At 64.9% G+C, this 24,639-nt stretch carries 26 protein-coding genes; 18 read left to right on the top strand and 8 right to left on the bottom strand.

Going from position 1 to position 24,639, the window contains the following annotated elements; all coding sequences use genetic code 11:
• Positions 1 to 18 precede the first annotated feature (18 nt).
• The 10 genes from rpsE (at position 19) to DK847_RS11455 (ending at position 6,825) form a co-directional block, all read left to right on the top strand.
• Positions 19 to 588, top strand: a complete 570-nt coding sequence (gene rpsE, locus DK847_RS11500) for a 30S ribosomal protein S5 (protein WP_111198639.1) — start codon at positions 19 to 21, stop codon at positions 586 to 588.
• A 14-nt stretch (positions 589 to 602) separates the two neighbouring features.
• The gene (gene rpmD, locus DK847_RS11495) at positions 603 to 803 is read left to right on the top strand and encodes a 50S ribosomal protein L30 (protein ID WP_111198638.1); all 201 of its coding nucleotides are present in this window, start codon (positions 603 to 605) and stop codon (positions 801 to 803) included.
• Between the two features lie 12 nt (positions 804 to 815).
• Positions 816 to 1,301, top strand: coding sequence for a 50S ribosomal protein L15 (gene rplO, locus DK847_RS11490; RefSeq protein ID WP_111198637.1), 486 nt, complete (start codon positions 816 to 818; stop codon positions 1,299 to 1,301).
• A gap of 62 nt (positions 1,302 to 1,363) precedes the next feature.
• Entirely contained in the window at positions 1,364 to 2,695 is a 1,332-nt protein-coding gene (gene secY, locus DK847_RS11485) for a preprotein translocase subunit SecY (protein WP_111198636.1), read from the top strand.
• A complete protein-coding gene (locus tag DK847_RS11480) occupies positions 2,692 to 3,342 on the top strand; it encodes an adenylate kinase (protein WP_111198635.1) in 651 nt (216 codons plus the stop codon). The genes secY and DK847_RS11480 overlap by 4 nt, the downstream gene beginning before the upstream one ends.
• A gap of 200 nt (positions 3,343 to 3,542) precedes the next feature.
• Positions 3,543 to 3,911, top strand: a complete 369-nt coding sequence (gene rpsM, locus DK847_RS11475; protein WP_111198634.1) for a 30S ribosomal protein S13 — start codon at positions 3,543 to 3,545, stop codon at positions 3,909 to 3,911.
• A 13-nt stretch (positions 3,912 to 3,924) separates the two neighbouring features.
• The gene (rpsK, locus tag DK847_RS11470; protein WP_111198633.1) at positions 3,925 to 4,314 is read left to right on the top strand and encodes a 30S ribosomal protein S11; all 390 of its coding nucleotides are present in this window, start codon (positions 3,925 to 3,927) and stop codon (positions 4,312 to 4,314) included.
• 110 nt (positions 4,315 to 4,424) lie between these two features.
• The gene (locus DK847_RS11465) at positions 4,425 to 5,447 is read left to right on the top strand and encodes a DNA-directed RNA polymerase subunit alpha (RefSeq protein ID WP_111198632.1); all 1,023 of its coding nucleotides are present in this window, start codon (positions 4,425 to 4,427) and stop codon (positions 5,445 to 5,447) included.
• 54 nt (positions 5,448 to 5,501) lie between these two features.
• Positions 5,502 to 5,927 carry a 50S ribosomal protein L17 gene (gene rplQ, locus DK847_RS11460; protein ID WP_111198631.1) on the top strand — a complete coding sequence of 142 codons (426 nt, stop codon included), beginning with the start codon at positions 5,502 to 5,504 and terminating at the stop codon, positions 5,925 to 5,927.
• 169 nt (positions 5,928 to 6,096) lie between these two features.
• Complete coding sequence (locus DK847_RS11455) at positions 6,097 to 6,825, top strand: helix-turn-helix transcriptional regulator (RefSeq protein ID WP_111198630.1); 729 nt, start codon at positions 6,097 to 6,099, stop codon at positions 6,823 to 6,825.
• A gap of 70 nt (positions 6,826 to 6,895) precedes the next feature.
• Here the strand turns inward: DK847_RS11455 and DK847_RS11450 are convergent, their stop codons facing one another.
• A complete protein-coding gene (locus DK847_RS11450; RefSeq protein ID WP_111198629.1) occupies positions 6,896 to 8,878 on the bottom strand; it encodes a PKD domain-containing protein in 1,983 nt (660 codons plus the stop codon).
• A gap of 287 nt (positions 8,879 to 9,165) precedes the next feature.
• Positions 9,166 to 10,362 (bottom strand): type III PLP-dependent enzyme domain-containing protein, encoded by a 1,197-nt coding sequence (locus DK847_RS11445; protein WP_111198628.1) that lies wholly within the window; start codon positions 10,360 to 10,362, stop codon positions 9,166 to 9,168.
• Between the two features lie 133 nt (positions 10,363 to 10,495).
• On the opposite strand from DK847_RS11445, the gene DK847_RS11440 reads away from it, so the two are divergent.
• The 4 genes from DK847_RS11440 to DK847_RS11425 all read left to right on the top strand — a co-directional run bounded on the left by DK847_RS11440 (position 10,496) and on the right by DK847_RS11425 (position 14,186).
• On the top strand, positions 10,496 to 10,933 hold the full coding sequence (locus DK847_RS11440; RefSeq protein WP_111198627.1) for an Lrp/AsnC family transcriptional regulator: 438 nt from the start codon (positions 10,496 to 10,498) through the stop codon (positions 10,931 to 10,933).
• A 30-nt stretch (positions 10,934 to 10,963) separates the two neighbouring features.
• Positions 10,964 to 12,373: a DegQ family serine endoprotease gene (locus DK847_RS11435; RefSeq protein WP_111198626.1), complete on the top strand. Its 1,410-nt coding sequence runs from the start codon at positions 10,964 to 10,966 to the stop codon at positions 12,371 to 12,373.
• Complete coding sequence (locus DK847_RS11430) at positions 12,373 to 13,680, top strand: replication-associated recombination protein A (RefSeq protein WP_111198625.1); 1,308 nt, start codon at positions 12,373 to 12,375, stop codon at positions 13,678 to 13,680. Before DK847_RS11435 ends, DK847_RS11430 begins: the two co-directional genes overlap by 1 nt.
• A gap of 101 nt (positions 13,681 to 13,781) precedes the next feature.
• A complete protein-coding gene (locus DK847_RS11425) occupies positions 13,782 to 14,186 on the top strand; it encodes a VOC family protein (RefSeq protein ID WP_425358690.1) in 405 nt (134 codons plus the stop codon).
• Between the two features lie 35 nt (positions 14,187 to 14,221).
• On the opposite strand, the gene DK847_RS11420 is transcribed toward DK847_RS11425, so the two are convergent.
• The 3 genes from DK847_RS11420 to uvrA form a co-directional block, all read right to left on the bottom strand.
• Positions 14,222 to 14,644 (bottom strand): bleomycin resistance protein, encoded by a 423-nt coding sequence (locus DK847_RS11420; protein WP_111198624.1) that lies wholly within the window; start codon positions 14,642 to 14,644, stop codon positions 14,222 to 14,224.
• A 409-nt stretch (positions 14,645 to 15,053) separates the two neighbouring features.
• The gene (locus tag DK847_RS11415; protein ID WP_111198623.1) at positions 15,054 to 15,515 is read right to left on the bottom strand and encodes a gamma-glutamylcyclotransferase family protein; all 462 of its coding nucleotides are present in this window, start codon (positions 15,513 to 15,515) and stop codon (positions 15,054 to 15,056) included.
• On the bottom strand, positions 15,515 to 18,436 hold the full coding sequence (gene uvrA / locus DK847_RS11410) for an excinuclease ABC subunit UvrA (protein ID WP_111198622.1): 2,922 nt from the start codon (positions 18,434 to 18,436) through the stop codon (positions 15,515 to 15,517). The genes DK847_RS11415 and uvrA overlap by 1 nt, the downstream gene beginning before the upstream one ends.
• A 218-nt stretch (positions 18,437 to 18,654) precedes the next feature.
• On the opposite strand from uvrA, the gene recQ reads away from it, so the two are divergent.
• Both recQ and DK847_RS11400 read left to right on the top strand, forming a co-directional pair.
• The gene (gene recQ / locus DK847_RS11405) at positions 18,655 to 20,472 is read left to right on the top strand and encodes a DNA helicase RecQ (RefSeq protein ID WP_245414588.1); all 1,818 of its coding nucleotides are present in this window, start codon (positions 18,655 to 18,657) and stop codon (positions 20,470 to 20,472) included.
• A gap of 45 nt (positions 20,473 to 20,517) precedes the next feature.
• Positions 20,518 to 21,870, top strand: coding sequence for an MATE family efflux transporter (locus DK847_RS11400; protein ID WP_146256105.1), 1,353 nt, complete (start codon positions 20,518 to 20,520; stop codon positions 21,868 to 21,870).
• On the opposite strand, the gene DK847_RS11395 is transcribed toward DK847_RS11400, so the two are convergent.
• Positions 21,855 to 22,232 carry a YkgJ family cysteine cluster protein gene (locus DK847_RS11395; RefSeq protein ID WP_111198619.1) on the bottom strand — a complete coding sequence of 126 codons (378 nt, stop codon included), beginning with the start codon at positions 22,230 to 22,232 and terminating at the stop codon, positions 21,855 to 21,857. The genes DK847_RS11400 and DK847_RS11395 overlap by 16 nt on opposite strands.
• 33 nt (positions 22,233 to 22,265) lie before the next feature.
• Positions 22,266 to 23,192, bottom strand: a complete 927-nt coding sequence (gene gcvA / locus DK847_RS11390; RefSeq protein WP_245414591.1) for a transcriptional regulator GcvA — start codon at positions 23,190 to 23,192, stop codon at positions 22,266 to 22,268.
• A 142-nt stretch (positions 23,193 to 23,334) separates the two neighbouring features.
• Here gcvA and DK847_RS20615 point away from each other — a divergent pair, with 142 nt between their 5' ends.
• Positions 23,335 to 23,478, top strand: coding sequence for a hypothetical protein (locus tag DK847_RS20615; RefSeq protein WP_161957244.1), 144 nt, complete (start codon positions 23,335 to 23,337; stop codon positions 23,476 to 23,478).
• Between the two features lie 20 nt (positions 23,479 to 23,498).
• On the opposite strand, the gene DK847_RS11385 is transcribed toward DK847_RS20615, so the two are convergent.
• A complete protein-coding gene (locus DK847_RS11385) occupies positions 23,499 to 23,903 on the bottom strand; it encodes a RidA family protein (protein ID WP_161957243.1) in 405 nt (134 codons plus the stop codon).
• A 144-nt stretch (positions 23,904 to 24,047) separates the two neighbouring features.
• On the opposite strand from DK847_RS11385, the gene DK847_RS11380 reads away from it, so the two are divergent.
• A complete protein-coding gene (locus DK847_RS11380) occupies positions 24,048 to 24,545 on the top strand; it encodes a single-stranded DNA-binding protein (protein ID WP_111198616.1) in 498 nt (165 codons plus the stop codon).
• Positions 24,546 to 24,639 lie beyond the last annotated feature (94 nt).

Here is a 24,639-nt window from a genome sequence, read left to right as displayed (position 1 = left end):
AGATAGGCGGAAAGCAATATGGCTAAGGAACGTTCGGAGCACGGTGGCCGCAAGGACCGTGACAACCGCGAAGAGCGCGACAGCGAGTTCATCGACAAGCTCGTCCACATCAACCGCGTCGCCAAGGTGGTGAAGGGCGGCAAGCGCTTCGGCTTTGCAGCTCTCGTCGTCGTCGGCGACCAGAAGGGCCGCGTGGGCTTCGGCCATGGCAAGGCGCGTGAAGTGCCGGAAGCCGTGCGCAAGGCCACCGAGTCGGCGAAGCGCGGCCTGATCCGCGTGCCGCTGCGCGAAGGCCGCACGCTGCACCATGACATCGACGGCCGCTGGGGTGCGGGCAAGGTGACGCTGCGCACCGCTCCTCCCGGCACCGGCATCATCGCCGGCGGCCCGATGCGCGCCGTCTTCGAGTCGGTGGGCATGCAGGACGTGGTTGCCAAGTCCAAGGGCTCGTCCAACCCCTACAACATGGTCCGCGCCACCTTCGACGCGCTGAAGAAGCAGACGAGCCCCCGCGCCGTCGCCTCTCGCCGCGGCAAGAAGGTCGCTGACGTGCTTGGCCGCCGCGGCGGCTCGGCCGTGGCCGAGTAAGAAGGAAACTGATCATGGCGAAAGCCCCGGCGAAAGCCTCCAAGACGGTCACGATCCAGCAGGTCGGCAGCCCCGCGCGCCGCCCCGCCGAACAGCGCGCAACGCTGGTCGGTCTCGGCCTCAACAAGATGAACAAGACCTCGACCCTCCAGGACACCCCGGCGGTTCGTGGCATGATCGCCAAGGTCGCGCACCTCGTGCGCGTCGTGGAATAAGGAAGAGCGACCATGAAGCTCAATGAGATCGCCGACAATCCCGGTTCCAAGCACGCCAGGAAGCGTGTGGGCCGCGGCATCGGTTCCGGCCTCGGCAAGACCGCGGGCCGTGGCGGCAAGGGCCAGACGGCCCGCAAGGGCGGCGCCAAGGCCGGCTTCGAAGGCGGCCAGATGCCGATCTATCGTCGTCTGCCGAAGCGCGGCTTCAACAAGCCGAACCAGGTGGAATACAATGAGGTCAATCTGTCGCTGGTGCAGGCCGCCATCGATTCGAAGCGCCTCGATGCGGGTCAGACGGTGAATGCCGCGGCGCTCGTCGCCGCCGGCGTCATCTCGGCGCCCAAGGGCGGCGTCCGCCTGCTCGGCAAGGGCACGCTCAAGTCCAAGGTTGCCTTCGAGGTCTATCACGCCACGGCCGGCGCCGTTGCGGCGGTCGAGAAGGCCGGCGGCTCGGTCAAGATGCTGAAGCCCGCCGAGAAGGCCCCGGACGCGAAGTAAGCTTGCAGGCATTGGTCGGGGGCCCCACATAGGGGCCCTCAGACCTTTGCGAGGACGAAGACATGGCATCAGCCGCAGAACAACTTGCCGCCAACCTGAACTTCGGTGCGCTCGCCAAGTCGGAAGACTTGAAGAAGCGGATCTGGTTCACGCTCGGCGCGCTTATCGTCTATCGCCTCGGCAGCTATATTCCCATTCCCGGCATCGACGCGATCCAGCTCGCGAAGTTCGCCGCGCAGAACTCCAACGGCATCCTGGGCTGGGTGAACAACCTGGCCGGCGGCGCGCTCGGCCGCATGGCGATCTTCGCCCTCAACATCATGCCGTATATCTCGGCCTCCATCATCATCCAGCTGATGAGCTCGGTCTCCCCGCAGCTCGAAGCGCTGAAGAAGGAAGGCGAGCAGGGCCGCAAGAAGATCAACCAATATACCCGCTACGGCACGGTGCTGCTCGCGGCGCTGCAGTCCTACGGCATTGCCGTCGGCCTCGAGGGGCAGGCGGGCCTGGTCGTCGACCCGGGCATGTTCTTCCGCATCTCCACCGTCATCACGCTCACCGGCGGCACGGTGTTCCTGATGTGGCTGGGTGAGCAGATCACCTCGCGCGGCATCGGCAACGGCATCTCGCTCATCATCTTCGCCGGCATCGTGGCCAACCTGCCGAGCGGCATCGCGGGCCTTCTGGAAATGGGGCGCACCGGCCAGGTGTCGACCTTCGTGATCCTCGCGATCATCGTGCTGGCCTTCGCCGTCATCGCCTTCATCGTGCTGATGGAGCGCGCCCAGCGCCGGCTGCTGATCCAGTACCCGAAGCGCCAGGTCGGCAACAAGATGTTCCAGGGCGAAAGCTCGCACATGCCGCTGAAGCTGAACACGTCGGGCGTCATCCCGCCGATCTTCGCCTCCTCGCTGCTGCTGCTGCCCATCACTGTTGCCAATTTCGCAAAGGGGCAGGGGCCGGAGTGGCTGAACTCGCTGACCGCCATGCTGAGCCATGGCCAGCCGCTGTTCCTGCTGCTCTATGCGCTGCTCATCATCTTCTTCGCCTTCTTCTACACCTCGATCATGTTCAACCCGGTCGAGACGGCGGATAACCTGAAGAAATACGGCGGGTTCATCCCCGGCATCCGGCCGGGCGAGCGGACGGCGGAATACATCGACTATGTGCTGACTCGCATTACCCTCATCGGTGCGCTTTATCTGGTGGTGGTGTGCTTGTTGCCTGAATTCCTCATCGGCTACACGGGCGTTCCCTTCTACTTCGGCGGCACCTCGCTGCTGATCGTGGTGAGCGTGACCATGGATACCGTTGCCCAGGTGCAGGGACACCTTCTGGCCCAGCAATATGAGGGCCTGATCAGGAAGTCCAAGCTCAGGGGTAGCAAGCGGTGAACATCATTCTTCTCGGGCCTCCGGGCGCCGGCAAAGGCACACAGGCCAAGCTGATCGAGGACAAGCACGGCATGAAGCAGCTCTCCACCGGAGACATGCTGCGCGCCGCTGTCGCCGCCGGAACCGAGACGGGCCGCAAGGCCAAGGAGATCATGGACCGGGGCGAACTCGTGCCGGACGCCGTGGTGGTCGGCATCATCGCCGACCGGCTCGACCAGCCCGACGTGACGAAGGGCTTCATCCTCGACGGCTTCCCGCGCAACACGGCCCAGGCCGAGGCGCTGGACAAGATGCTCACCGGCAAGGGCCTCAAGCTTGATGCCGTGATCGAGATGAAGGTGGATGACGAGGCGCTCGTGGAGCGCATCACCGGGCGGTATACCTGCGCCAAGTGCGGCAAGGGCTATCACGACCGGTTCGAGCAACCCAAGGTTTCAGGTGTGTGCGATGTGTGCGGGGGAACCCAGTTCACGCGCCGCGCCGACGACAACGAGAAAACGGTCCGTGACCGCCTCGCTGTCTACAACAAGCAGACCGCGCCGCTGGTGCAGTATTATGGCGGGACGGGCAAGCTGAAGACGATCGACGGCATGGCGGACATCACGCAGGTGACCCGCCAGATCGAAGGTGTGTTGAAGGGCGTTTGAGACCCCGATTTGGCGTTCTGGAGTTGACGCGCAAGCGATTCCCCTCTAGAGACAGCGCCAATCTCGGTCGAGGACAGGCTGGCTTCAGGGGGAACGACCCCTTGGGGTACGGCCTCATGCCTTTGCAAGCACCCGGTCGAATGCTGAAAACAGATGCGAAGTCAACGGCTTAAACCGTTGAAGTGATTAGGAGAACAGGCGTGGCCCGTATTGCAGGCGTCAACATTCCGACCAACAAGCCGGTGGCGATCTCGCTCCGCTATATCTATGGCATCGGCCCGGTGAACGCGGTCGAGATCTGCGACAAGACGAAGATCGAGCCGACCAAGCGCGTCAACGAGCTCTCGGACGCCGAAGTCCTGGCGATCCGCGAAGTGATCGACCGCGACTACGTGGTCGAGGGCGACCTGCGCCGCGAAGTCTCGATCAACATCAAGCGCCTCGTCGACCTGGGCTGCTACCGCGGCCTGCGTCACCGCAAGGGCCTGCCCGTCCGCGGCCAGCGCACCCACACCAACGCCCGCACCCGCAAGGGTCCCGCCAAGGCAATCGCCGGCAAGAAGAAGTAAAGGCTGAAAGAACATGGCTAAGGAAGCTGCACGTCCGCGCCGCAAAGAGCGCAAGAACATCTCCTCCGGTGTGGTTCACGTGAACTCGTCGTTCAACAACACGATGATCACCATCACCGACGTCCAGGGCAACGCCATCGTCTGGTCGTCCTCGGGCAAGCTGGGCTTCAAGGGTTCGCGCAAGTCGACGCCCTATGCCGCCCAGGTTGCTGCCGAGCAGGTTGGCCGCGCCGCCATGGAGCACGGCATGCGCACCGTCGAGGTCGAGGTTTGCGGTCCGGGTGCGGGCCGTGAGTCGGCTCTCCGCGCGCTGCAGGCCTGCGGCCTTCAGGTCACCTCGATCCGCGACGTGACGCCGATCCCGCACAACGGCTGCCGCCCGCCCAAGCGCCGCCGCGTCTAACCACGCTGCCCGCCGCCGTCCCGCGATTTCGGGCCGGCTCATCGTTATCTTTGTGAAAACTTGGGCTCCCCTGACCGGGGAGCCGGATTTTCGACAGGAAGCACAAGAAGATGCAAGTCAACCAGAAGAACTGGCAGGAACTGATCCGTCCGTCGAAGCTCGATGTGCAGCCGGGCCGCGACCGCCGCCGCATCGCGACCTTCGTGGCCGAGCCGCTCGAGCGCGGCTTCGGCACGACGCTGGGCAACGCGCTGCGCCGCATCCTCCTTTCTTCGCTCCAGGGTGCTGCTGTCACCTCCGTCCACATCGACGGCGTGCTGCATGAATTCTCCTCGATCGCCGGTGTGCGCGAAGACGTCACCGACATGATCCTGAACATCAAGGAAATCGCCATCGGCATGCAGGGCGAGGGCCCCAAGCGCCTGATGCTGCGCAAGGACGGCCCGGGCGTGGTCCGCGCCGGCGACATCCAGACCTCCGGCGACATCCAGATCCTGAACCCCGAGCACGTGATCTGTACGCTGGACGAGGGTGCCGAGATCCGCATCGAGTTCACCGTCGCCACCGGCAAGGGCTATGTCTCGGCCGAACGCAACCGTCCGGAAGATGCGCCGATCGGCCTGATCCCGGTCGACTCGATCTACAGCCCGGTGAAGCGCGTGTCGTTCAAGATCGAGAACACCCGCGAGGGCCAGATCCTCGACTATGACAAGCTGATCATGAACGTCGAGACCGATGGCTCGGTCAGCCCCGAGGATGCCGTGGCCTATGCCGCCCGCATCCTGCAGGACCAGCTGTCGGTGTTCATCAACTTCTCGGAGCCGTCCAAGGCGGTGATCGAGGAGTCGCGCCCCGAGCTCGAGTTCAACGCGGCGCTGCTCAAGAAGGTGGACGAGCTGGAGCTTTCCGTGCGCTCCGCCAACTGCCTGAAGAACGACAACATCGTCTATATCGGCGACCTGATCCAGAAGACCGAAGCCGAGATGCTGCGCACCCCGAACTTCGGCCGCAAGTCGCTCAACGAGATCAAGGAAGTCCTGGCCCAGATGGGGCTGCACCTCGGCATGGAAGTGCCGAACTGGCCGCCCGAGAACATCGAAGAGCTGGCCAAGAAGTACGAACAACATTATTGAGAACCCGAACGGCGCCTGGCTTCGGGCCGCGCCGGGAATTGAAGGAGAACGGTTATGCGTCATGGTTTCAGGGGCCGCCGGTTCAACCGCACGGCCGAGCATCGCGAGGCGATGTTCGCCAACATGGCTGCTGCTTTGATCAAGCATGAGCAGATCGTCACGACGCTGCCCAAGGCCAAGGACCTCCGTCCGGTGGTCGAGAAGCTGGTGACGCTGGGTAAGCAGGGTGGCCTGCACGCCCGCCGCCAGGCGCTGGCCCAGGTGCGCGACGAGACCCAGGTCAAGAAGCTGTTCGACGTGCTGGCCAAGCGCTATGGCGCCCGCAGCGGCGGCTACCTGCGCATCATGAAGGCCGGCTTCCGCTATGGCGACCAGGCCCCGATGGCGGTGATCGAGTTCGTTGACCGCGACGTCAACGCCCGCGGCCTGGATTCCGGCCCGTCCCAGAAGGGTGAGGACAGCGCGGAAGCCGCCGCCTGATTTCTTCTATAGTATCATTCTGACACAGGGGCAGCGAAATAGCTGCCCCTTTGCCATTGCGCGGCCGGGGTTTTCGGTGAAAAACTTGGTCCGTTCCTTGCGTTCGTTGAGTCGTGTGTTCGCCGTTGAGACACGGTGACCCTAAAACTGACAACGATTGCAAAGAACCATGACCAGCCGATTTGACATCTTCAACGCTACGCAGGAACCCTTCTCCGACGAGAAGGAATCCGCGAACTTCCTTCGCACGGCGCGTGACCGTTTCGGCGTTCTGAACCTTTCCTACTGGTTCCTCGGGTCTTCCCGGGCGGTGCCCGACCGGATGACGTGGTTCTCGACCTATGACGAGAACTATACCCAACTTTACATGAAAGAATATTCGCCGCTGAAGGACAGCGCCTTCCACCTGTGCTTCAGCCGCCTGCTGCCGCTGGACTGGGACGAGGCGCGGGTGAGTGACGACACGGTGAAGGACATCCACCAGATCGCCGAGCGCTATGGCATCGGCCGCCATGGCATTTCGATCCCCATCCGCGAACTGGGCGTGGGCGATGCGATGTTCTCGATCAACTTCGACTGCGACGACCGCCACTGGGGCGAGGTGCGGCGCGAGCTGGTGAACGAGGTGCATCTCTTCGCGCATTACTATCACCAGCGCGTCAAGAAGCTCATCGCCCAGCAGCAGCGCCCGATCGGGGAGGGCTTCGAGCTGAGCCCGCGCGAACGCGAAGTGCTGATGTGGGCGGCGGAAGGCAAGACCGCGTCTGAGACCGCCACGATCCTGAAGCTGAGCACCAGCGCGGTGAACCTCTATGCCGCGCGCGCCATGAGCAAGCTCAGGGCCCACACCAAGACGCAGGCCGTGGCCATCGCGGTGCGGAACTCGATGTTCAACTGATCTTCTCCCAGGGTTGAACGGCAGGACGGCCGGTCGATGACCGGCCGTCCTGCTGTTTCGGGGGAGATGGTCAGCGTGCGGCCTGTTGCGGGCAGGCAGTCACGCTGCGCGGCGACGGGGTGAACCACATCTTGCCGCCGGTGGTGTCGATGCGGTCCAGCGTGAAGGTGAAGCAGGCGTTGGCATTGCGTGTGGTGGGTGAATAGAGATTGGTGCCGCTGCGCGTGAAGCCGGACGACTTGGATGTGCCCTGCACCGCGCCGCTCCACGTGCCATAGACCGTAGTTGGCACGAGGCGGGTGCCGGCGAGGCTGGCAAAATTGTTGACGTTCACGGCTGCCAGGAACGAGCCATCAGGGTTGACGGTGCGCTGGATCGTGAGCGTCGACGCGGTGAAGGCCTCGCCCACGACCACCTGCTTGGTCACTGCACCGCTGAAGCCTGCGCTGTCGGTGACCTTGAGCTGGGCCGTATAGGTGCCCGCCGCCGTATAGGTCACCCGCGGGCTGGCGGTGCTGGCGCTGGTGCCGTTGCCCAGCGTCCAGGCATAGCCGGTGATGCGCCCGCTGCCACCCGTGCCGCGACCGGTGAAGGACACGGTGAGAGGTGCCACGCCCATGGCCGGGGTGGCGGTGATGGCCGCCACGGGCAGCGTCTGCGCTGCGGCGGGGTAGGAGGCCGTCAGGCGATAGAGGCCGCGGCTGCCATAATCCGAAAAGCCCGTGCTGGGATTGGCGCCGAATCCGGTTGCTCCCACCCGGAGGTAGTAGGTGCCGGCGCGGGGAATGGTGGCCGTGATCGAAGCATTGAGCGTGCTGCCGGGAGGGTTGCTGGCGATGACCGTGCCGGCGTCATTCACCAGCGCGAGGGTGAGATCGGCATTGGGCCCAAGGGCGGAGGGAGTGACGGCGGCGGTGAGCGTACCGGCCGCCGCGGCTATGGCATGGAGATCCACCTCACCCTGCCGCTCGATCGTTCCATTCACACTGCCGCTCGCCTGGCCGTTGGCAATGCTCGCCGGGAAGGCCGCAGCCTCTGCAGCTGTATCACCCGCACTGTCGGCGCGCAGCGGCAGGTAGCGGCTCATGATGGCGTAGTCGTCCTGGGTGTTGTTGGCGCTGCGGTACTCGCCCTTGCTGAACTGCGAGACGTTGGCCGTGTAGCTGTTGCCCATGATGGGCGCCCACTTCATGGGCGCGCTGCCGTGGCCGGCGTAATAGGCGGTGCTCGTCGTGCCGTCATGATCGAGGCCCAGGCGATGGCCGATCTCGTGCGACACTGCCTCTGCGATGTATTTGGCGTTCTTGTACAGCGTGTCATAGGCCACGAAGGCGGGCTCGTAGATGTTGTTGCCGAAGGTGCTCACGAAGGCGACGCCCGGTGCCGAGCTGAAGAAATCCGCCTGGCGGGTGATCACCGCCGTGGCATAGCTTCCGGCGGGCGCGGTCCTGGCAATGCTGATGTCGGTGGTGACATCGACGTCGAAGGGCGCGTAATCCTCGGCCACCCGCTGCCAGATCTGCTGGATGGCGATGCGCTCGGCATCGCTGAAGGTGCTGGCATTGCCGTCAAGGTTGAAGGGCGTGGCGACGAAGGAGCTGCGGCGCAGATAGGTGTTCCAGTAGGTGCCGGTGATGGTGCTGCCCTGGAAGTTGAGGATGATGTAGCGCTTGGCCTCCGGCCTGCTGTGCAGCGCAAAGGTCTGGTCGAGCGGCAGCAATGCACCGGTCAGAATGGCATCGTCCGCCGATGCCCTGCGCGGTACCTGCGCGGCCTCTTCCTCATAGAACAGGCGGCCGTTGCGCGCCACCTTCAGCGTCTTGTCGTTCAGCAGCAGGCGGCGCAGCTGGGCCGTGGTCTTGCCGTAGTATTTCGCGACGGCGGGCAGGTTTCGGCCCAGCGCCACCACGGCGCGCGCGCCAGCGAGATTGTCGGATGACAGCCGCAGCGCCTTGAAATCGTCGGCGGCCTGTGGCGCGGCGGCGGCAAGCGGCGGAAGGACGGCGGCCGTGCCCAGAAGCGCCAATGTCCTCTTCAGGTGACGAACAGACATGATGATAACCCCCTACAAGAACCAAAAACAGTTGCTCTCGGCATGTGCTCAAGGGCGAAGCCGTGAGCGATGAGGGAAGAATACATAAATCAGCAAGTCCATGTAGTAGAAATAAACAAACAATGAATATGAAAACCTTTTAGTCACGTCATTTGGTTATCCGGGCTGTATGATTGACTCGTGAAATGGAGGAGAAATGGTTTGCATCGAGGCATGAGCAGGAGCCCGAACGAAAAAGGCCGGTCGATACGACCGGCCTGTCCGTCTCTTGCCTGCTGGTTGCAGCGTCAGCCGTTGAAGACATCCCCCACCGGGATCACGGCATGATCGCCATAGCCGTTGAACAGGGTGGCCGTTGCGATGCCATAGGCGCCGAGCGTGCCGAACTCCACGTAGTCCTCGTCGCGGAGGTCGATGGGCAGGTCGAGCTTGGTGGGCAGCACGTCGAGGGGGTCGCAGGTCGGGCCGAAGACCTTCCACGGCTTGGTCGGGCCCTCCATCACCTGGCCATCTCGGAGCACCCGGTAGGGCGGCTGCAGTTCCGGCGCCTGCATGAATTCCATGAGGCCGCCATAGATGCCATCATTGAGGAAGATGTCGTCACCGTCCGAGCAGACGAGCTTGATGCGGGTGAGGAGCGACATGCAGTTGGCGACGAGGCCGCGGCCAGGCTCGCATTCGAGTTCGGGCTCGGTGCCCTTGCCGAAATAGCGCGTGGTGGCCTCGGCGATGAGGGTGAAGAAGCTTTCCAGCGGTGCCGGCTTGCTGAGCGGATAGCTGGCCGGGAAGCCGCCGCCGACATTGAGCTTGCCGATGTGCACGCCGGCCTGCTTGGCAATGCGGTGCGCCGCCTCGATGTGGCGGACATAGACATTCGGGTCGCGTGACTGCGAGCCCGGGTGGAAGGTCATGACGGGAACATAGCCGCGGCGCTGGATGTCCTGCAGCAGTTCGACCGCGATGTGCTCGGGCGCGCCGAACTTGGTGGAGAAATCATGCGCCGAGGTGGCGCGGTCGCGCGGCAGCACGAAGCGCACCGCCAGCTCGACGGAATGGTCATCCCCCACGATGGCGGCGATCTTGGCCACTTCCTCGCGCGCGTCCACCGCGAAGCGGCGGCAGCCATACTTGTTGTAGGCGTTGAGGATCTCGCGCCGGGACTTGACCGGGTTGTGATAGTGGAAATGCGCCGAGGGCTGGATCGAATGGACCAGCGCCATCTCCTGCACCGAGGCGACGTCCCAGTGCGTGAGGCCGGCCTCCGCGAGGCTGCTCACCACCTCGCGCGAGGGGTTGGACTTGACGGCAAAGCTGACGGTGCCGGGGAAGCCGGCCGTGAACAGGCCAAGTCGTGCCTTCAGGCGCTCGGCACTGAAGCAGAACACTGCCTCTTCCGGTTGCATGACGTCCGCGACGGCCAGGGCATCGGCATAGTAAGGGTCGGACACCACGTTCAGGGCAGCGTTCAGAGCCGTCTTGGCCATCGAAACCTCCGAAAGAGCAGGGGAAAAGGTGAAGGCGACACATAACGTCCGGTGCTGTTGGTTTACACACGGCGTTGTGCTGAATTATGACGGATGAGTCGTCATTCCGACGGAAGCGGGCCGCAGATCGCCGATGGTACAAATCACCCCCAAGGATGAGGAGCTGATTGCCCTCCTGAAGGTGGATTCGCGCGAGCCGGTGGCCTCGCTCGCCCGCAAGCTGGGCCTGTCGCGCACCACGGTGCAGGACCGGCTGAAGCGGCTGGAGGAGACAGGCGTCATCGCCGCCTATTCGATCCGCCTGTCGCGCGAGCTCGACCAGGGCGGCATGCGGGCCTTCGTCACCTTTTCGGTGGAGCCGCGCCGCCAGATCGAGGTGGGCCGCCAGCTTGCCAGGTTCCCGCAGCTCGAGACACTGCACACGGTGAGCGGAAAATTCGACCTGATCGCCCAGGTCAAGACCGGGTCTTCCGAGGCCATGGACCGGCTGATCGACGAGATCGGCCAGATCCCCGGCATCACGCGGATCGAGACCTCGGTCATTTTGTCGACAAAGCTTGATCGCAGATAAGGCGCCGAAAAGCGCGCCATAAGGAGTCACATGCGTTTCGTTCCCGCCATTCTTTCCGCCCTCCTGCTGTTCCTGGGCACGCCCCTCGCCCAGGCGGACAGCAAGGCCGTGCCCGCCTCGGCGGACGCCGTGCAGATGAGCTTCGCGCCGGTGGTGAAGGCCACGGCGCCCGCCGTGGTCAACGTCTATTCCCAGCGCAAGCTGGTGGAAGACCAGACCAGCAACGGCTTCATGCAGGATCCGTTCTTCCGCCGCTTCTTCGGCGATGGCGGCAGCTTCGGCCGCCCGCGCGAGCGGGTTGCCAGCTCGCTGGGCTCCGGCGTGATCGTCGACGCGAATGGCCTGATCGTCACCAACAACCACGTCATCGCCAATGCCACCGACATCAAGGTGGCGCTGGCCGACAAGCGCGAGTTCGAGGCCAAGGTGCTGATCGCCGACGAGCGCACCGACCTTGCTGTGCTGAAGATCGAGGTTCCGGACGAGCAGCTGCCGGCCCTGACCCTGGCCGATTCCGACGCGCTGGAAGTGGGTGACCTGGTGCTCGCCATCGGCAATCCCTTCGGCGTGGGCCAGACTGTCACCAGCGGCATCATCTCGGCGCTGGCCCGCACGCGGGTGGGGGTGAGCGACTACCAGTTCTTCATCCAGACCGACGCCGCCATCAATCCCGGCAACTCGGGCGGCGCGCTGGTCAACATGAAGGGCGAGCTCGTGGGCATCAACACCGCCATCTTCTCGCGGTCCGGCGGCTCGATCGGCATCGGCTTCGCCATTCCAACCAACATGGTGAAGACCGTGGTGGCCACGGCGGAGAACGGCGGAGCGGCCATCAGGCGCCCCTGGCTCGGCGCCGAGCTGCAGGATGTTTCGCCCGACATCGCCACCTCGCTCGGCATGGCGAGGCCCGAGGGCGCGCTGATCATCAGCCTGCACCCCGAAAGCCCGCTGGCCAAGGCCGGCCTGAAGCGGGGCGACATCGTGCTGGCGCTGGAAGGAAAGCCGGTCGAGACGGCGCAGGAGCTGGGCTACCGCTCCGCCACCACGCCCATCGGCGCCACCATCATCGTCGAGTACCAGCGCAAGGGCGACCGCAAGGAAACCCAGGTGACGATGATCGCCGCGCCGGAAACCGTGGACCGCGACAACACCGCGATCAAGGGTGCCAATCCCTTTGCGGGCGCCACCGCCGCCAACCTGTCGCCCGCCGTGGCCGATGAGCTGGGCCTTCCTGCCGAGGCCGAGGGTGTGGTGATCTACAAGGTCGAGAAGCCCCCGGCGCTGCGCTTCTTCAAGCCGGGCGACGTGGTGCTGGAGGTGAATGGCGAGAAGGTGGACAGCGTCGATGCGCTGAACGCCTCGCTGGCCGACGAGCGCAACCTGTGGCGCATCGCCATCAACCGCGGCGGCCGGGTGCTGAAGCTGGCCATCGGCGGCTGATGGTCAGCCTCTTCGACTCCGCCGGCTTCGGCAAGGACGCACCCCGCCCGCTGGCGGACCGGCTGCGCCCGCAGAAGCTGGCGGATGTCGTGGGGCAGGACCACCTCGTCGGCGCCGATGGCGTGATCACCCGGATGCTGGCGGCGGGCCGCATCCCGTCGATCATCCTGTGGGGTCCGCCCGGCACCGGCAAGACCACCATCGCGCGGCTGCTGGCGGGCGAGACGGGTCTCGCCTTCGAGCAGATCTCGGCGATCTTCTCGGGTGTCGCGGATCTCAAGAAGGTGTTCGAGCAGGCCCGCATCCGGCGCGAGCAGGGGCGGGGCACGCTCCTCTTCGTGGACGAGATCCACCGCTTCAACAAGTCCCAGCAGGATTCCTTCCTGCCCTACGTCGAGGACGGCACCATCATCCTGGTGGGCGCCACGACGGAGAACCCGAGTTTCGAGCTGAACGGCGCGCTCCTCTCCCGCGCCCAGGTGCTGGTGCTGAACCGGCTCGACGCCGATGCGCTGAACGCGCTCATCCGCCGCGCCGAAATGTTCGAGCGCCGCCCGATGCCCGCTGATGCCGCGGCTCGCGAAGCGATGATCGGCATGGCCGATGGCGACGGGCGCTATTTCCTCAACATGCTGGAGGAGGTCTTCGCCGCCGTGCCTGAGGGCGCGGCACCACTGACGCCCGAGACGCTGGCCCGCACCGTCCAGAAGCGCATGCCGCTCTACGACAAGGCGGCGGACGGGCACTACAACCTCGTCTCGGCGCTGCACAAGTCGGTGCGCGGCTCTGACCCCGATGCGGCCTTGTATTACCTTGCGCGCATGCTCACCGCGGGGGAGGACCCGCTGTTCATCATCCGCCGCGTGGTGCGCATGGCGATCGAGGACGTGGGGCTCGCCGACCCCGAAGCCGTGCACCAGGCGCTGGCGGCCAAGGACACCTATGACTTCCTCGGCAGCCCGGAAGGTGAATTGGCGATTGCGCAGGCGGTCGTCTATGTGGCGACCGCGCCGAAGTCGAATGCCGTCTACACGGCCTACAAGGCGGCGACGGAGCGGGCGAAGCAGACGGGCTCCCTCATGCCGCCCAAGATCATCCTCAACGCGCCGACCAAGCTGATGAAGCAGCAGGAATACGGGGCAGGCTACCGCTACGACCATGACCAGCCCGATGCCTTCTCCGGCCAGAACTATTTCCCCGACGGGCTGGGGCGGGAAACCTATTACGCCCCGGTGGAACGCGGCTTCGAGCGCGAGGTGAGGCGGCGGCTGGAGTACTGGGCGAAGCTGCGGAAGGAGCGGGGCTAGGTTCTCGCCAGCGTCAGGTCGCGCCGGGTACAGAACAAAATCCTTGATATAAAAATCAAGTGCCGACACGCTCCATCAGTCCTCAGACAGGAGTTTCGGTCATGATGCCTCTGTTCACCAGTGTCACGATCTACACGCGGCGCATCCCCGAGATGGTGGCCTTCTACAGCCACCACTTCGGCTACTCGGCCTTTCAGCGGCCGGGGGATCGCATCGTCGAGCTCCGGCCGCCCGGCGCGGGCACCGCCATTTACCTGCATTCTGCGAGCAAGGGCCAGAAGATGGGGCAGGTCCTGGTCAAGCTGAACTTCGACGTGGATGATGTCCACGCCTTTGCGCGCGCTGCCAAGAAACGAGGACTGGTGTTCGGTGCCCTTCATGACGGCATCGGCTATGTCTATGCCAATGCCAAGGACCCGTCGGGCAATTCGATCTCGATCACGGGCAGAACCTCCGCTGCCGCGCGGTCGGCGGAGTTCGATGTTCCCTACGTTCCGGGGTCATGAGGGGCGCAGGCGAGGGTGGGGCGCTGGCAGCTGATCTAGCCGAGGGGCCGCTCCCCGAGGTCTTCGAAGAAACGCAGCAGGTAGCCGTCGGGGCATTGCACCATGAACTGCCGGTTTCCGGCAAGCACGCCACCGCAGCGATACCAGTCGTCCCGGGCTGCGCGGAACAGGGGCCAGCCGTGATCCGCCAGCCGCTGCAGCAGCGGCGCGATCGCCGCCACCTCGATCTGCAGGTTGATGCCACGGCCGAAGGGCCGCTCCATCGGGCCCGTCAGCCAGGGCTCATCCGTCTGTTCGAGCATCAGCTGCGCGCCGTCCAGGTCGAGATAGGCAAAGCCGTCCTCGGGCCGGTCATAGGCTGTGCGGAAGCCGATGATCCCCGTGTAGAAACGGAGACTGGCCGTGATGTCGCTGACGACCAGCTCCGGCACCAGGCGTGACCAGACGGTGTTCCGCATGTCAGGGCCTTCCGGCAAGAATTGCGCTGAACACGGGTCATGCAGGTGAACGCGGATGATCTCAAGGGGCTCGGGACATGGGGTCATGCCCGGGGGTGCCGGACCCTCACCAGGAGCCGTCATCCCGGCGAAGGCCGGGTTCCAGCTTTGGGGACGGCCGCGAGAGCCCCTGCGGAGGGCTTGGGCTGGCTTTAGGAAGGGGGCCGCTAGGGGGCGACCGGGGTGGTCCTGTAACAGGAAAACAATCGTTACAAAATCGATTGCGAAGCAGGTCAAGAAAAGTGCCGTCACCCGGGCGAGGGCCGGGGTGACGCTTTCGGCAATGGACAGGCTGAAGGAAAGCTGGATCCCGGCCTTCGCCGGGATGACGGTGTTAGGGGGATGTCGTGCGGAGTGGTTGACCGCGGCCCTAGAGGACGCGGACCACCTTGAGCCCCGCCACATAGTCCGCCGGCAGCCCATTCTCCTCCGCGCCTTCGAGGATAGTCGCGAGATACGCGACACTCGGAATATGCTCACCCGGCTCCGGCCGGGCGAAATAGGTGAGGCAGTCCAGTTCGTTGCCGTCCATCAGCACACGGACGGCCTGCCGGTTGTAGCGGTTCGCGTCAGCGGGCATGGCGGGGTCATAGCCTTCGCGCCTGTCGAGCGCGGCGAGGTCGCGGTCGTGCAGGCGGTAGACGACACCCCATACCTCTGCGCCTGGTTGTTCCACGAGACCTGCGACGCCGCAGTTCCGATATGTGGAATGGCGCGGAAAACACAAAGCGTGGTCCTTCAGCACCGCCTTGCCGAGGCACTCATGGTCCGGGCAGCGCGCGCGCATCTGGCGCCTGGACATGTTGGAGCCATAGGCGAAGTAGAGGAACACTACTCCGCCGCCTGCCTCTTGCCGCGCTTCAGCACGTCTTTCAGAAAGTGGCCGGTGTAGCTGCGCTTCTCGCGCACCACGTCCTCGGGCGTTCCCGCCACCACGATCTCGCCGCCGCCGTCGCCGCCCTCGGGCCCCAGGTCGATGATCCAGTCGGCGGTCTTGATGACCTCGAGATTGTGCTCGATGACAACGACCGAGTTGCCCTGGTCGACCAGCTCGTGCAGCACCTCGAGCAGCTTCTTCACGTCGTGGAAGTGCAGGCCCGTGGTCGGCTCATCGAGCAGGTACAGCGTGCGGCCGGTGGCTCTGCGGGAGAGTTCCTTGGCGAGCTTCACGCGCTGCGCCTCGCCGCCCGAGAGCGTGGTGGCCTGCTGGCCGACCTTGATGTAACCGAGCCCCACGCGCTCCAGCGTCTCCATCTTGTCGCGCACGCTCGGCACGGCGCGGAAGAAGTCGGCGGCTTCCGAGACGGTCATCTCGAGGACGTCGGCGATCGACTTGTCCTTGAACCTGATCTCCAGCGTCTCGCGATTGTAGCGGTGGCCGTGGCAGGCGTCGCAGGTCACATAGACGTCCGGCAGGAAGTGCATCTCGATCTTGATGACGCCGTCACCCTGGCAGGTCTCGCAGCGCCCACCCTTGACGTTGAAGGAGAAGCGCCCCGGCTCGTAGCCGCGGGCCTTGGCCTCAGGGAGGCCTGCGAACCAGTCGCGGATCGGGGTGAAGGCGCCGGTATAGGTGGCGGGGTTGGAGCGCGGCGTGCGGCCGATGGGGCTCTGGTCGATGTCGATGATCTTGTCGAGGAGTTCGAGGCCCTCGACCCGGTCATGCTCGGCCGGCGCCTCGCGCGTGCCCATGAGCTTGCGCGCCGCGGCCTTGTAGACGGTGTCGATCAGCAGCGTCGACTTGCCGCCACCCGAGACACCGGTGACGCAGGTGAAGACGCCCAGCGGAATTTCTGCCGAGACGTTCTTGAGGTTGTTGGCGCGGGCACCCTTGACGCGGATCGAACGGCCCTTGTCCCACTTGCGGCGGATGCCGGGCAGCGGCACGGCCTGCTGGCCGGTGAGATATTGCCCGGTGAGCGACTTGGGATTCGCCATGATCTCGGCGGGCGTGCCCTGCGCGATGATCTGGCCGCCATGGACGCCCGCACCGGGGCCGATGTCGACCACATAGTCCGCGAGCCGGATCGCATCCTCGTCATGCTCGACGACGATCACCGTGTTGCCGAGGTCGCGCAGGTGGACGAGGGTTTCGAGGAGCCGCGCGTTGTCGCGCTGGTGCAGGCCGATGGAGGGCTCGTCCAGCACGTAGAGAACGCCGGTGAGGCCCGAGCCGATCTGCGAGGCGAGCCGGATGCGCTGGCTCTCGCCGCCCGACAGCGTGCCGGAGGTGCGCGAGAGGTTGAGATAGTCCAGCCCCACGTCGACGAGGAACTTCAGCCGGTCGCGGATTTCCTTCAGGATGCGCGAGGCGATTTCCTGGTCCTTGGCCTTGAGCTTCTTCGGGAGGCTCGCGAACCACTCATTGGCTTCGCGGATCGACATGGCGGAGATTTCGCCGATGTGCTTGCGGTCGACCTTCACGGCCAGCGCCTGCGGCTTCAGGCGGAAGCCGTTGCATTCGGAGCAGGGATGGTCCGACTGGTACTTGGAGAGTTCCTCCCGCATCCACTCGGAATCGGTCTCGCGCCAGCGCCGCTCGATGTTGCCGATCACGCCCTCGAAGGGCTTCTTGGTCTTGTAGGCGCGGATGCCGTCGTCATAGGTGATGGTGACCTCGTCCTCGCCCGTGCCGAACAGGATCGCCTCGCGCGCCTTCTTCGGAATGTCCTTCCACGGCGTGTTCATCGACACCTTGTAGTGCTTGGCCAGGGCTTCGAGCGTCTGGTTGTAATAGGGCGAGGTATTGCCGGTGCGCGCCCAAGGCAGGATCGCGCCCTCCTTCATCGAGAGCGAGGCGTCGGGCACCACGAGCTCCGGCTCGAAATGAAGCTCGGTGCCGAGCCCGTCGCATTTGGGGCAGGCGCCATAGGGGTTGTTGAAGGAGAAGAGCCGCGGCTCGATCTCGTCGATGGTGAAGCCGGAGACGGGGCAGGCGAAGCGCTCCGAGAACAGGAGGCGCTCATGCGTCTCGTTCTTCGACTTGTTCGCACCTTCCTCGGACGTGGCCGACGCGGGGAGCGGCTTGTCGGCGAATTCGGCGACGGCCAAGCCGTCGGCCAGCTTCAGCGCGGTCTCGAAACTGTCGGCAAGGCGGGTGGCGATGTCGCCGCGCACCACGAGGCGGTCCACCACCACGTCGATGTCGTGCTTGAACTTCTTGTCGAGGGCCGGAACGCTGTCGATCTCGTGGAACTGGCCGTCGACCTTCACACGGGTGAAGCCCTTCTTCTGCAGCTCGGCCAGTTCCTTGCGGTACTCGCCCTTGCGGCCGCGCACGATGGGGGCGAGGAGATAGAGGCGGGTTCCTTCCTCCAGCGCCATCACGCGGTCGACCATCTGGGTCACCGTCTGGCTCTCGATGGGAAGGCCGGTGGCCGGCGAATAGGCCACGCCGATCCTCGCGAAGAGCAGGCGCATGTAGTCGTAGATCTCGGTGACGGTGCCGACGGTCGAGCGCGGGTTGCGGCTCGTCGTCTTCTGCTCGATCGAGATGGCGGGCGACAGGCCGTCGATCTGGTCGACGTCCGGCTTCTGCATCATCTCGAGGAACTGCCGGGCATAGGCAGAGAGCGACTCGACATAGCGCCGCTGGCCCTCGGCATAGATCGTGTCGAAGGCGAGCGAGGACTTGCCGGAGCCCGAAAGCCCCGTGAACACGATCAGCTTGTCGCGCGGAAGCTCCAGCGAGACATTCTTCAGGTTGTGCTCGCGCGCACCCTGGATGGACAGGACTTTCTTTTGCTCTGGCATGGCATCTCGACTAGATCAAAAAGAGAACATCCGCAAGGATGCTCCACCCTCGTGACATGATACGCGGGTTGCACCGGTAGAGTTCTGGTTATCCACAGATGGCTTAGGTGGTGGCGCGGGGCGTGTTCCCCAAGCGCCGCAGGGGCAGGGCTGTCATGCCCGGGGAGGAAATCGATAAGCGGCACCCGAATCGCGGCGGAGCGGCTAGACCTCGGCCCGTGAGCCCGCACGACATCCTCCGCAAGACCTTCGGTTACGAGACTTTCCGGCCCGGCCAGGAAGGGATCGTCACCACCTTGCTCGCGGGGCGGAACGTGCTGGCGGTGATGCCGACGGGGTCGGGGAAGTCGCTGTGCTACCAGGTGCCGGCGCTGGCGCGGGGCGGGCTGGCCATCGTGGTGTCGCCGCTCGTCGCGCTGATGCAGGACCAGGTGGCGGCGCTGAAGCTGGCTGGCGTTGCGGCGGAGAGCATCAACTCGGCGCAGGACCGGGAGGAGAACGTCGCCATCTGGCGGCGGGTGGCGGCGGGCGAGGTGAGGCTGCTCTATCTCTCGCCCGAGCGGCTGATGACCGAGCGCATGGTGGGGGCACTGGCACGGCTGAACGTGCAGCTGATCGCCATCGACGAGGCGCATTGCATCTCGCAATGGGGGCCGGCCTTCCGGCCGGAATACGACATGCTGCAGACGCTGCGGCAGTCCTTCCCCGGCGTTCCGATCGGCGCCTTCACGGCGACGGCGGACGAGGCGACCAGGCGGGACATCGTGGGGAAGATCTTCGGCGGGGATGCGGAGGTCTATGTCGCGGGTTTCGACCGGCCGAACCTGCAGCTCGCGGTTTCGCCCAAGGACAATGCCAAGCAGCAGCTGATCGATTTCCTCGACGGCCGGGCCGGGCAGTCCGGCATCGTCTATGCGCTGTCGCGCAAGTCGACGGAGGAATGGGCGGCCTTCCTCGTCTCCAAGGGCTTCCGCGCCATTGCCTACCACGCAGGCATGAGTGCGGAGGACCGGGCGGAGGCGCAGAGCCTGTTCATGACGGAGAAGGGTGTCATCGTCTGCGCCACCATCGCCTTTGGCATGGGGATCGACAAGCCGGACGTGCGCTTCGTGTTCCATGCTGACCTGCCGTCCTCATTGGATGCCTACTATCAGGAGATCGGGCGCGCGGGGCGCGACGGCAGTCCGGCCGATGTGAAGATGGTCTATGGCCTGGGCGACATTCAGCTGCGGCGCCGGTTCATCGACCAGGAGGAGGGCGGCGACGAACGGCGGCGGCGCGAGCACAAGAGGCTCGATGCGCTGGTCGCCTATTGCGAGGCACCGGAGTGCCGGCGGCAGAACCTGCTGTTCTATTTCGGCGAGGAGTCGCCACCCTGCGGAAACTGTGACGTCTGCCTCGATCCCGTTCATCTGGTGGACGGTACGGCGGAGGCGCAGTGGGTGCTGGAGGCGGTGAAGACCACCGGGCAGCGCTTCGGGGCGGCGCATGTGGCGGATGTGCTGGCGGGGAAAAGCAACGAGAAGGGCGATACACTGCGTCACACAGAGCTTCCCGTCTTCGGCATCGGCAAGGCGCAGGGGCGGCAGCACTGGCAGTCGATGATCCGGCAGTTGGTGGGCGGCGGCTATCTCGCCATCGATGTGGCGGGCTATGGCGGCCTGTCGATCTCGCCCAAGGGCCACGCGCTGGCGCGGGGCGACGGCAGTTTCCGCTACCGGCAGGACCCGGTGCGCACGTCGCGCAAGGCCGAACGGGCGCGCAAGCTGGTGGCGGCCGTGGAGGAGGGCGGTGTCTCCGACGCGCTGCTGCAGCGGCTGAAGTCGCTGCGTGCCAAGCTCGCCAAGGAGCGCAAGGTGCCGGCCTATGTGGTGTTCACCGACCGCACGCTGATCGACATGGCGGCGAAGCGGCCGCTGACGCGCTGGGACTTCGGCGAAGTGCACGGCGTGGGCGAGTCGAAACTGCAGCAATTTGCCGAGGTCTTCCTGGCGGAGATCACCCGCCATGTGCAGCAGGAAAGCGGAGTTGCCTGACAAGGGGGCAACAGCTAAGCCTGTCGTGACGTCAGGATTCGAATCGTGAAGCCACCCCGCCTGCTTGAAATCAAGGCGTTGATCACCATCGCCTTGCCGCTGATCTTCGCCTATCTCGCCGACGTGATGATGATCATCACCGCCAAGATGGTGGTGGGCAGGCTTGGTGCGATCGACCTCGCAGCCGCCGGCATCTCGACCGATCTCTCCTACCAGATGTGCATCATCCTGATGGGGTTCTTTTCCGTCGTGGGTGTTCTCGTCTCGGAGGCGCGCGGTGCCCTGAACCGCGAACGGATCGTGCCGGAGCTGATCCGCGGCATGATCCTGGCGGGCCTCCTTGGCCTCGTCGTCACGGTCATCGTGCTGAACCTCGGCCATGTGCTGAAGGCACTGGGCCAGCAGCCGCAGGTGATCGCACTCGCCGGGCCCTATTACACGGGCTTTGCCTTCGCCATGCTGCCCATCGTGTGGTTTGGCGTGCTCAGGAGCTTCGCCGCGGCGATGATGAAGACCGGCTTCGTGCTAGCGGTGACGGTGGTGACGGTCATCCTCAACTATTTCCTCATGCAGGGGCTGGTGCACGGCAGCTTCGGCTTCGCCAAGCTGGGCATTGCCGGGGCAGGCATCGCCTGGGCCGTTTCCATGTGGTTCAAGTTCCTGTGCCTGGCGGTCTATACCTTCTTCCTCATCCGGCAGCGCCGCCTGCCGCTGCATCCCGGCACAATCGGGGGGCCGCGCGCCTATGGGCCGCTGGTCAAGCTGGGGCTTCCGGTGGCGGGCATCGTTGCGATGGAGTCGGGGCTCTTCGCCACGACGTCGCTGCTGTCAGGCATTCTCGGGACGGTGGAACTCGCCGCCTACCAGATGGTGATGGGCTGGATCGCCATTCCCTTCGTCATTTCGCTGGGCATTTCCGAGGGCGCCATGGTGCGCGTCGCCTATTTCGTCGGGGCGCGGGACCCGGCGGCGGCGCGGCAGGCGGGGAATCTCGGCATGCTGGTCGGCGTCGGCGTGCCGCTGCTGCTGGTGGTCATCCCGGTCTTCGCACCCGGCCTGATCAGTCACATCTTCCTCGACCCCTCTGACCCGAATTTTGCGCAGATCGGCGGCCTCGTGGCGTCTCTGCTGCTGATCGCAGCGGTGTTCCAGGTGTTCGACGGGCTGCAGGCCATCGCATCGCACGCGCTGCGCGGCCTCAAGGATGCGGTGGTGCCGCTGATCATCGCCGGCATCGGCTACTGGCTGATCGGGCTGGGCAGCGGCTACCTGTTCGGCTTCCATTTCGGCTGGGGCGCCATCGGACTGTGGGGCGGCGTGGCCATCGGCCTTGCCTTCACCGGCACGCTGCTGGCCTGGCGCTTCGAGCTCCTGGCGAAACGTCAGTTGCCGGAGTGATTGGTGGTCGAGATGTAGGTCTCGTCCTCCTGGCCCGCACGCTCGAACTTCAGGAAGTCATAATAGCCGCAGTGGCCTTCACCCGGGAAGATGCGGCAGGTGGAGGGGCGCGCGGCATAGATGGTGCAGCGGCGTTCGGTGGTGTCGAAGAACTGGCAGATCTTGCCGAAATGCTCGTCCTTCTGGCGGCGCATCACGCGCTTGTAGCCATGCGCCGACTTGAAGAACTTCTTCTCGGCGTCCTTCAGGCTCAGGCCGAAATGCTTGGCGATGCGCTCGGCATCCTTGTCCTTCACTTCGATGACGGGGTAGGAGCAGCAGTAACCGGGGCACTTCAGGCAGTCATATTTCGCGCGGGCCATGGATCTCGATTCCGGATGTGGACGCGGCGGACGCTAGGCCGTCGCGGCCTTTCCTGCAACGGCTGGCGGCTTCTGGCCGGCGAGTTGCGCGAATTTCCTGTTGGTATCCGCGATCTCGCCCATCATCCATTCGCGGAAGGCCCGGACCGGAACCGTCTCCTTCTGGCCCTTGCCGCGCACGATCCAGTAATGCCAGTGGTCCTTCATGTCGAAACTGAAGGGCCTGACCAGCCAGCCCTCGAGGATCGAGTCGGTCGCCAGAACCTGGTCAGTGAGGGCGAAGCCCTGGCCGGCCTCCGCCGCCTCGATGGCGAGATGGTTCTGGAACAGCGTGCCACGCCAGTCCTCCACGCCTGATACTCCGGCAGCGGCGAGCCAGTCGGCCCACCACTGCTTCCGCGATTCATGGAGCAGGTTGAAGTCGGCGAGATCGGCGGGCTTCAGATCGCTCCGCTCCCGGAGCAGCTTCGGCGCGCAGACGGGGAAGATCATCGCATCGGTCAGCTTCTGCGCCTCGACGTCGTCCCACTGCCCCGCGCCATAGCGGATGCCGACATCGGCCTCGCCGGAGCGGAAGTCGGCAAGCTTGCTGGTGGGGTCGATCGAGAGCTCGATGTCCGGGTGCAGCTCGTTGAAGCGGCCGAGGCGGGGCACCAGCCAGCGCGAGGCGATGGAGGGTTCGACAGACACTTTCAGCTGGCGCACGTCGCCCACCGCCGCGGCCTCGCGGGTGGCATCCGCCAGCTGGTCGAAGAGGGGCGTCAAACGCAGCGCGAAGCGGCGGCCGGCATCGGTCAGTTCGACGCCCCGGCCGGTGCGCAGGAAGAGAGGGGTGCCCAGCCAGTCCTCGAGATCGCGCACATGGCGGCTGATCGCGGCATGGGTGACGAAGAGCTCGGCAGCCGCATCCGTGAAGCTTTCGAGCCGGGCGGCAGCTTCGAAGGCCTTGAGGGCATTCAGCGATGGCAGACGGCGTCCCAGAGGCTCACCTGTGAGTTTTTGTTACAGGTAGCGTAGATTAATGCCGTTTGTGTTGCAAGAGCGAAAGAACCATATTGGGGACGTTCAAGAGAAGCCGATTTAAGGGCCAAGGAGAAATATCATGAACTGGATTTTGGACACTTATTCAAACGTTTATCAGACTGCCATGATGCAGTCGAAAGACGCTGAGCATCATGCTGCGCCTGCGAAGGAGCGCGCCCATGCCCGTCGTCACCCGCTGTTCGGTCTGCTCAAGCGCCGTTAACCCGTTTCGACGGCTCGGCCTCATGTGGCCGGGCCCGCTGCCCCAGCCGCAGCCACCAGGTCGACTTCGACCACCAGCCGTTCGTCAGCCAGGCCTGCCACGATGAGAAGCGTCGCGGCGGGCCTGTGGCCTTTCAGGAACCGGTCGCGCGTGGCGCGGTAGATGCCGAGATGGGACCGCTCGGTGATGTAGCAGTGCGCATCCACGATGTGGGTGTGGTCCATGCCGGCGGCCGCCAGCACGGCAAGCGCATTCTCCCAGGCCAGCTCATGCTGGCGGGCCGGGTCCGCCGGAATCTGGCCGTCCAGCGTCACCCCAACCTGTCCCGACACGTGCACCACCCGGTGCCCGGGCGGGATCTCGATCCCCTGCGCATAGGCGGAGAGGGGTTTCGGGGCCTTGTCGGTCTCGAGCGTGCGGATCATGTCAACCTCCATCGATCGCATCACGCTAGGCCGCTTGCGTTGGAACAAAAAGAGAACTATAGATGCAGTGTGGATAAGGCGCCGAGCGCTGCTGTGCAGTGACCCGCCTTTGACTAGGGTGCCCGGAAATCAAGGAGTGGTGTCATGGCAGGATCGGTGAACAAGGTCATTCTCGTGGGCAATCTGGGCCGCGACCCGGAAGTGCGCCACACCCAGGATGGCAAGCCCATCGTCAACCTGTCGCTCGCCACCTCGGAGACCTGGCGTGACCGCAACACCGGCGAGCGCAAGGAGAAGACCGAGTGGCACCGCGTGGTGATCTTCAACGAGGCGCTGGCCAAGGTGGCTGAGCAATATCTCAAGAAGGGCTCGACCATCTATGTCGAGGGCCAGTTGCAGACGCGCAAGTACACCGACAAGGACGGCGTCGAGAAGTTCTCCACCGAAGTGGTGCTGCAGAACTATCGCGGCGAGCTGACCATGCTGGGCGGCCGTGGTGACGGCGGTGGCATGGGTGGCGGCGGCATGGGCGGCGGTGGCGACGAATTCGGCCAGTCGAGCCCGATGGACCGTCCGCGCGGCGGTGCGGGTGGCCGGGCCACGATTCCGGCGCGTGACCTCGACGACGAAGTGCCGTTCTGAGGGCTTTCCCGAGGGGCAGGAAAGGGGCTTTCCCCGGACCGCCTGAAATCGGAATTTAGGCCCGAAAATCAACAGCTTTTCATTGTGCCGGAGG

This window comes from Aestuariivirga litoralis (assembly GCF_003234965.1).
GTDB classification, from domain to species: domain Bacteria; phylum Pseudomonadota; class Alphaproteobacteria; order Rhizobiales; family Aestuariivirgaceae; genus Aestuariivirga; species Aestuariivirga litoralis.
This window is presented reverse-complemented; position numbering and strand designations above follow the sequence as displayed.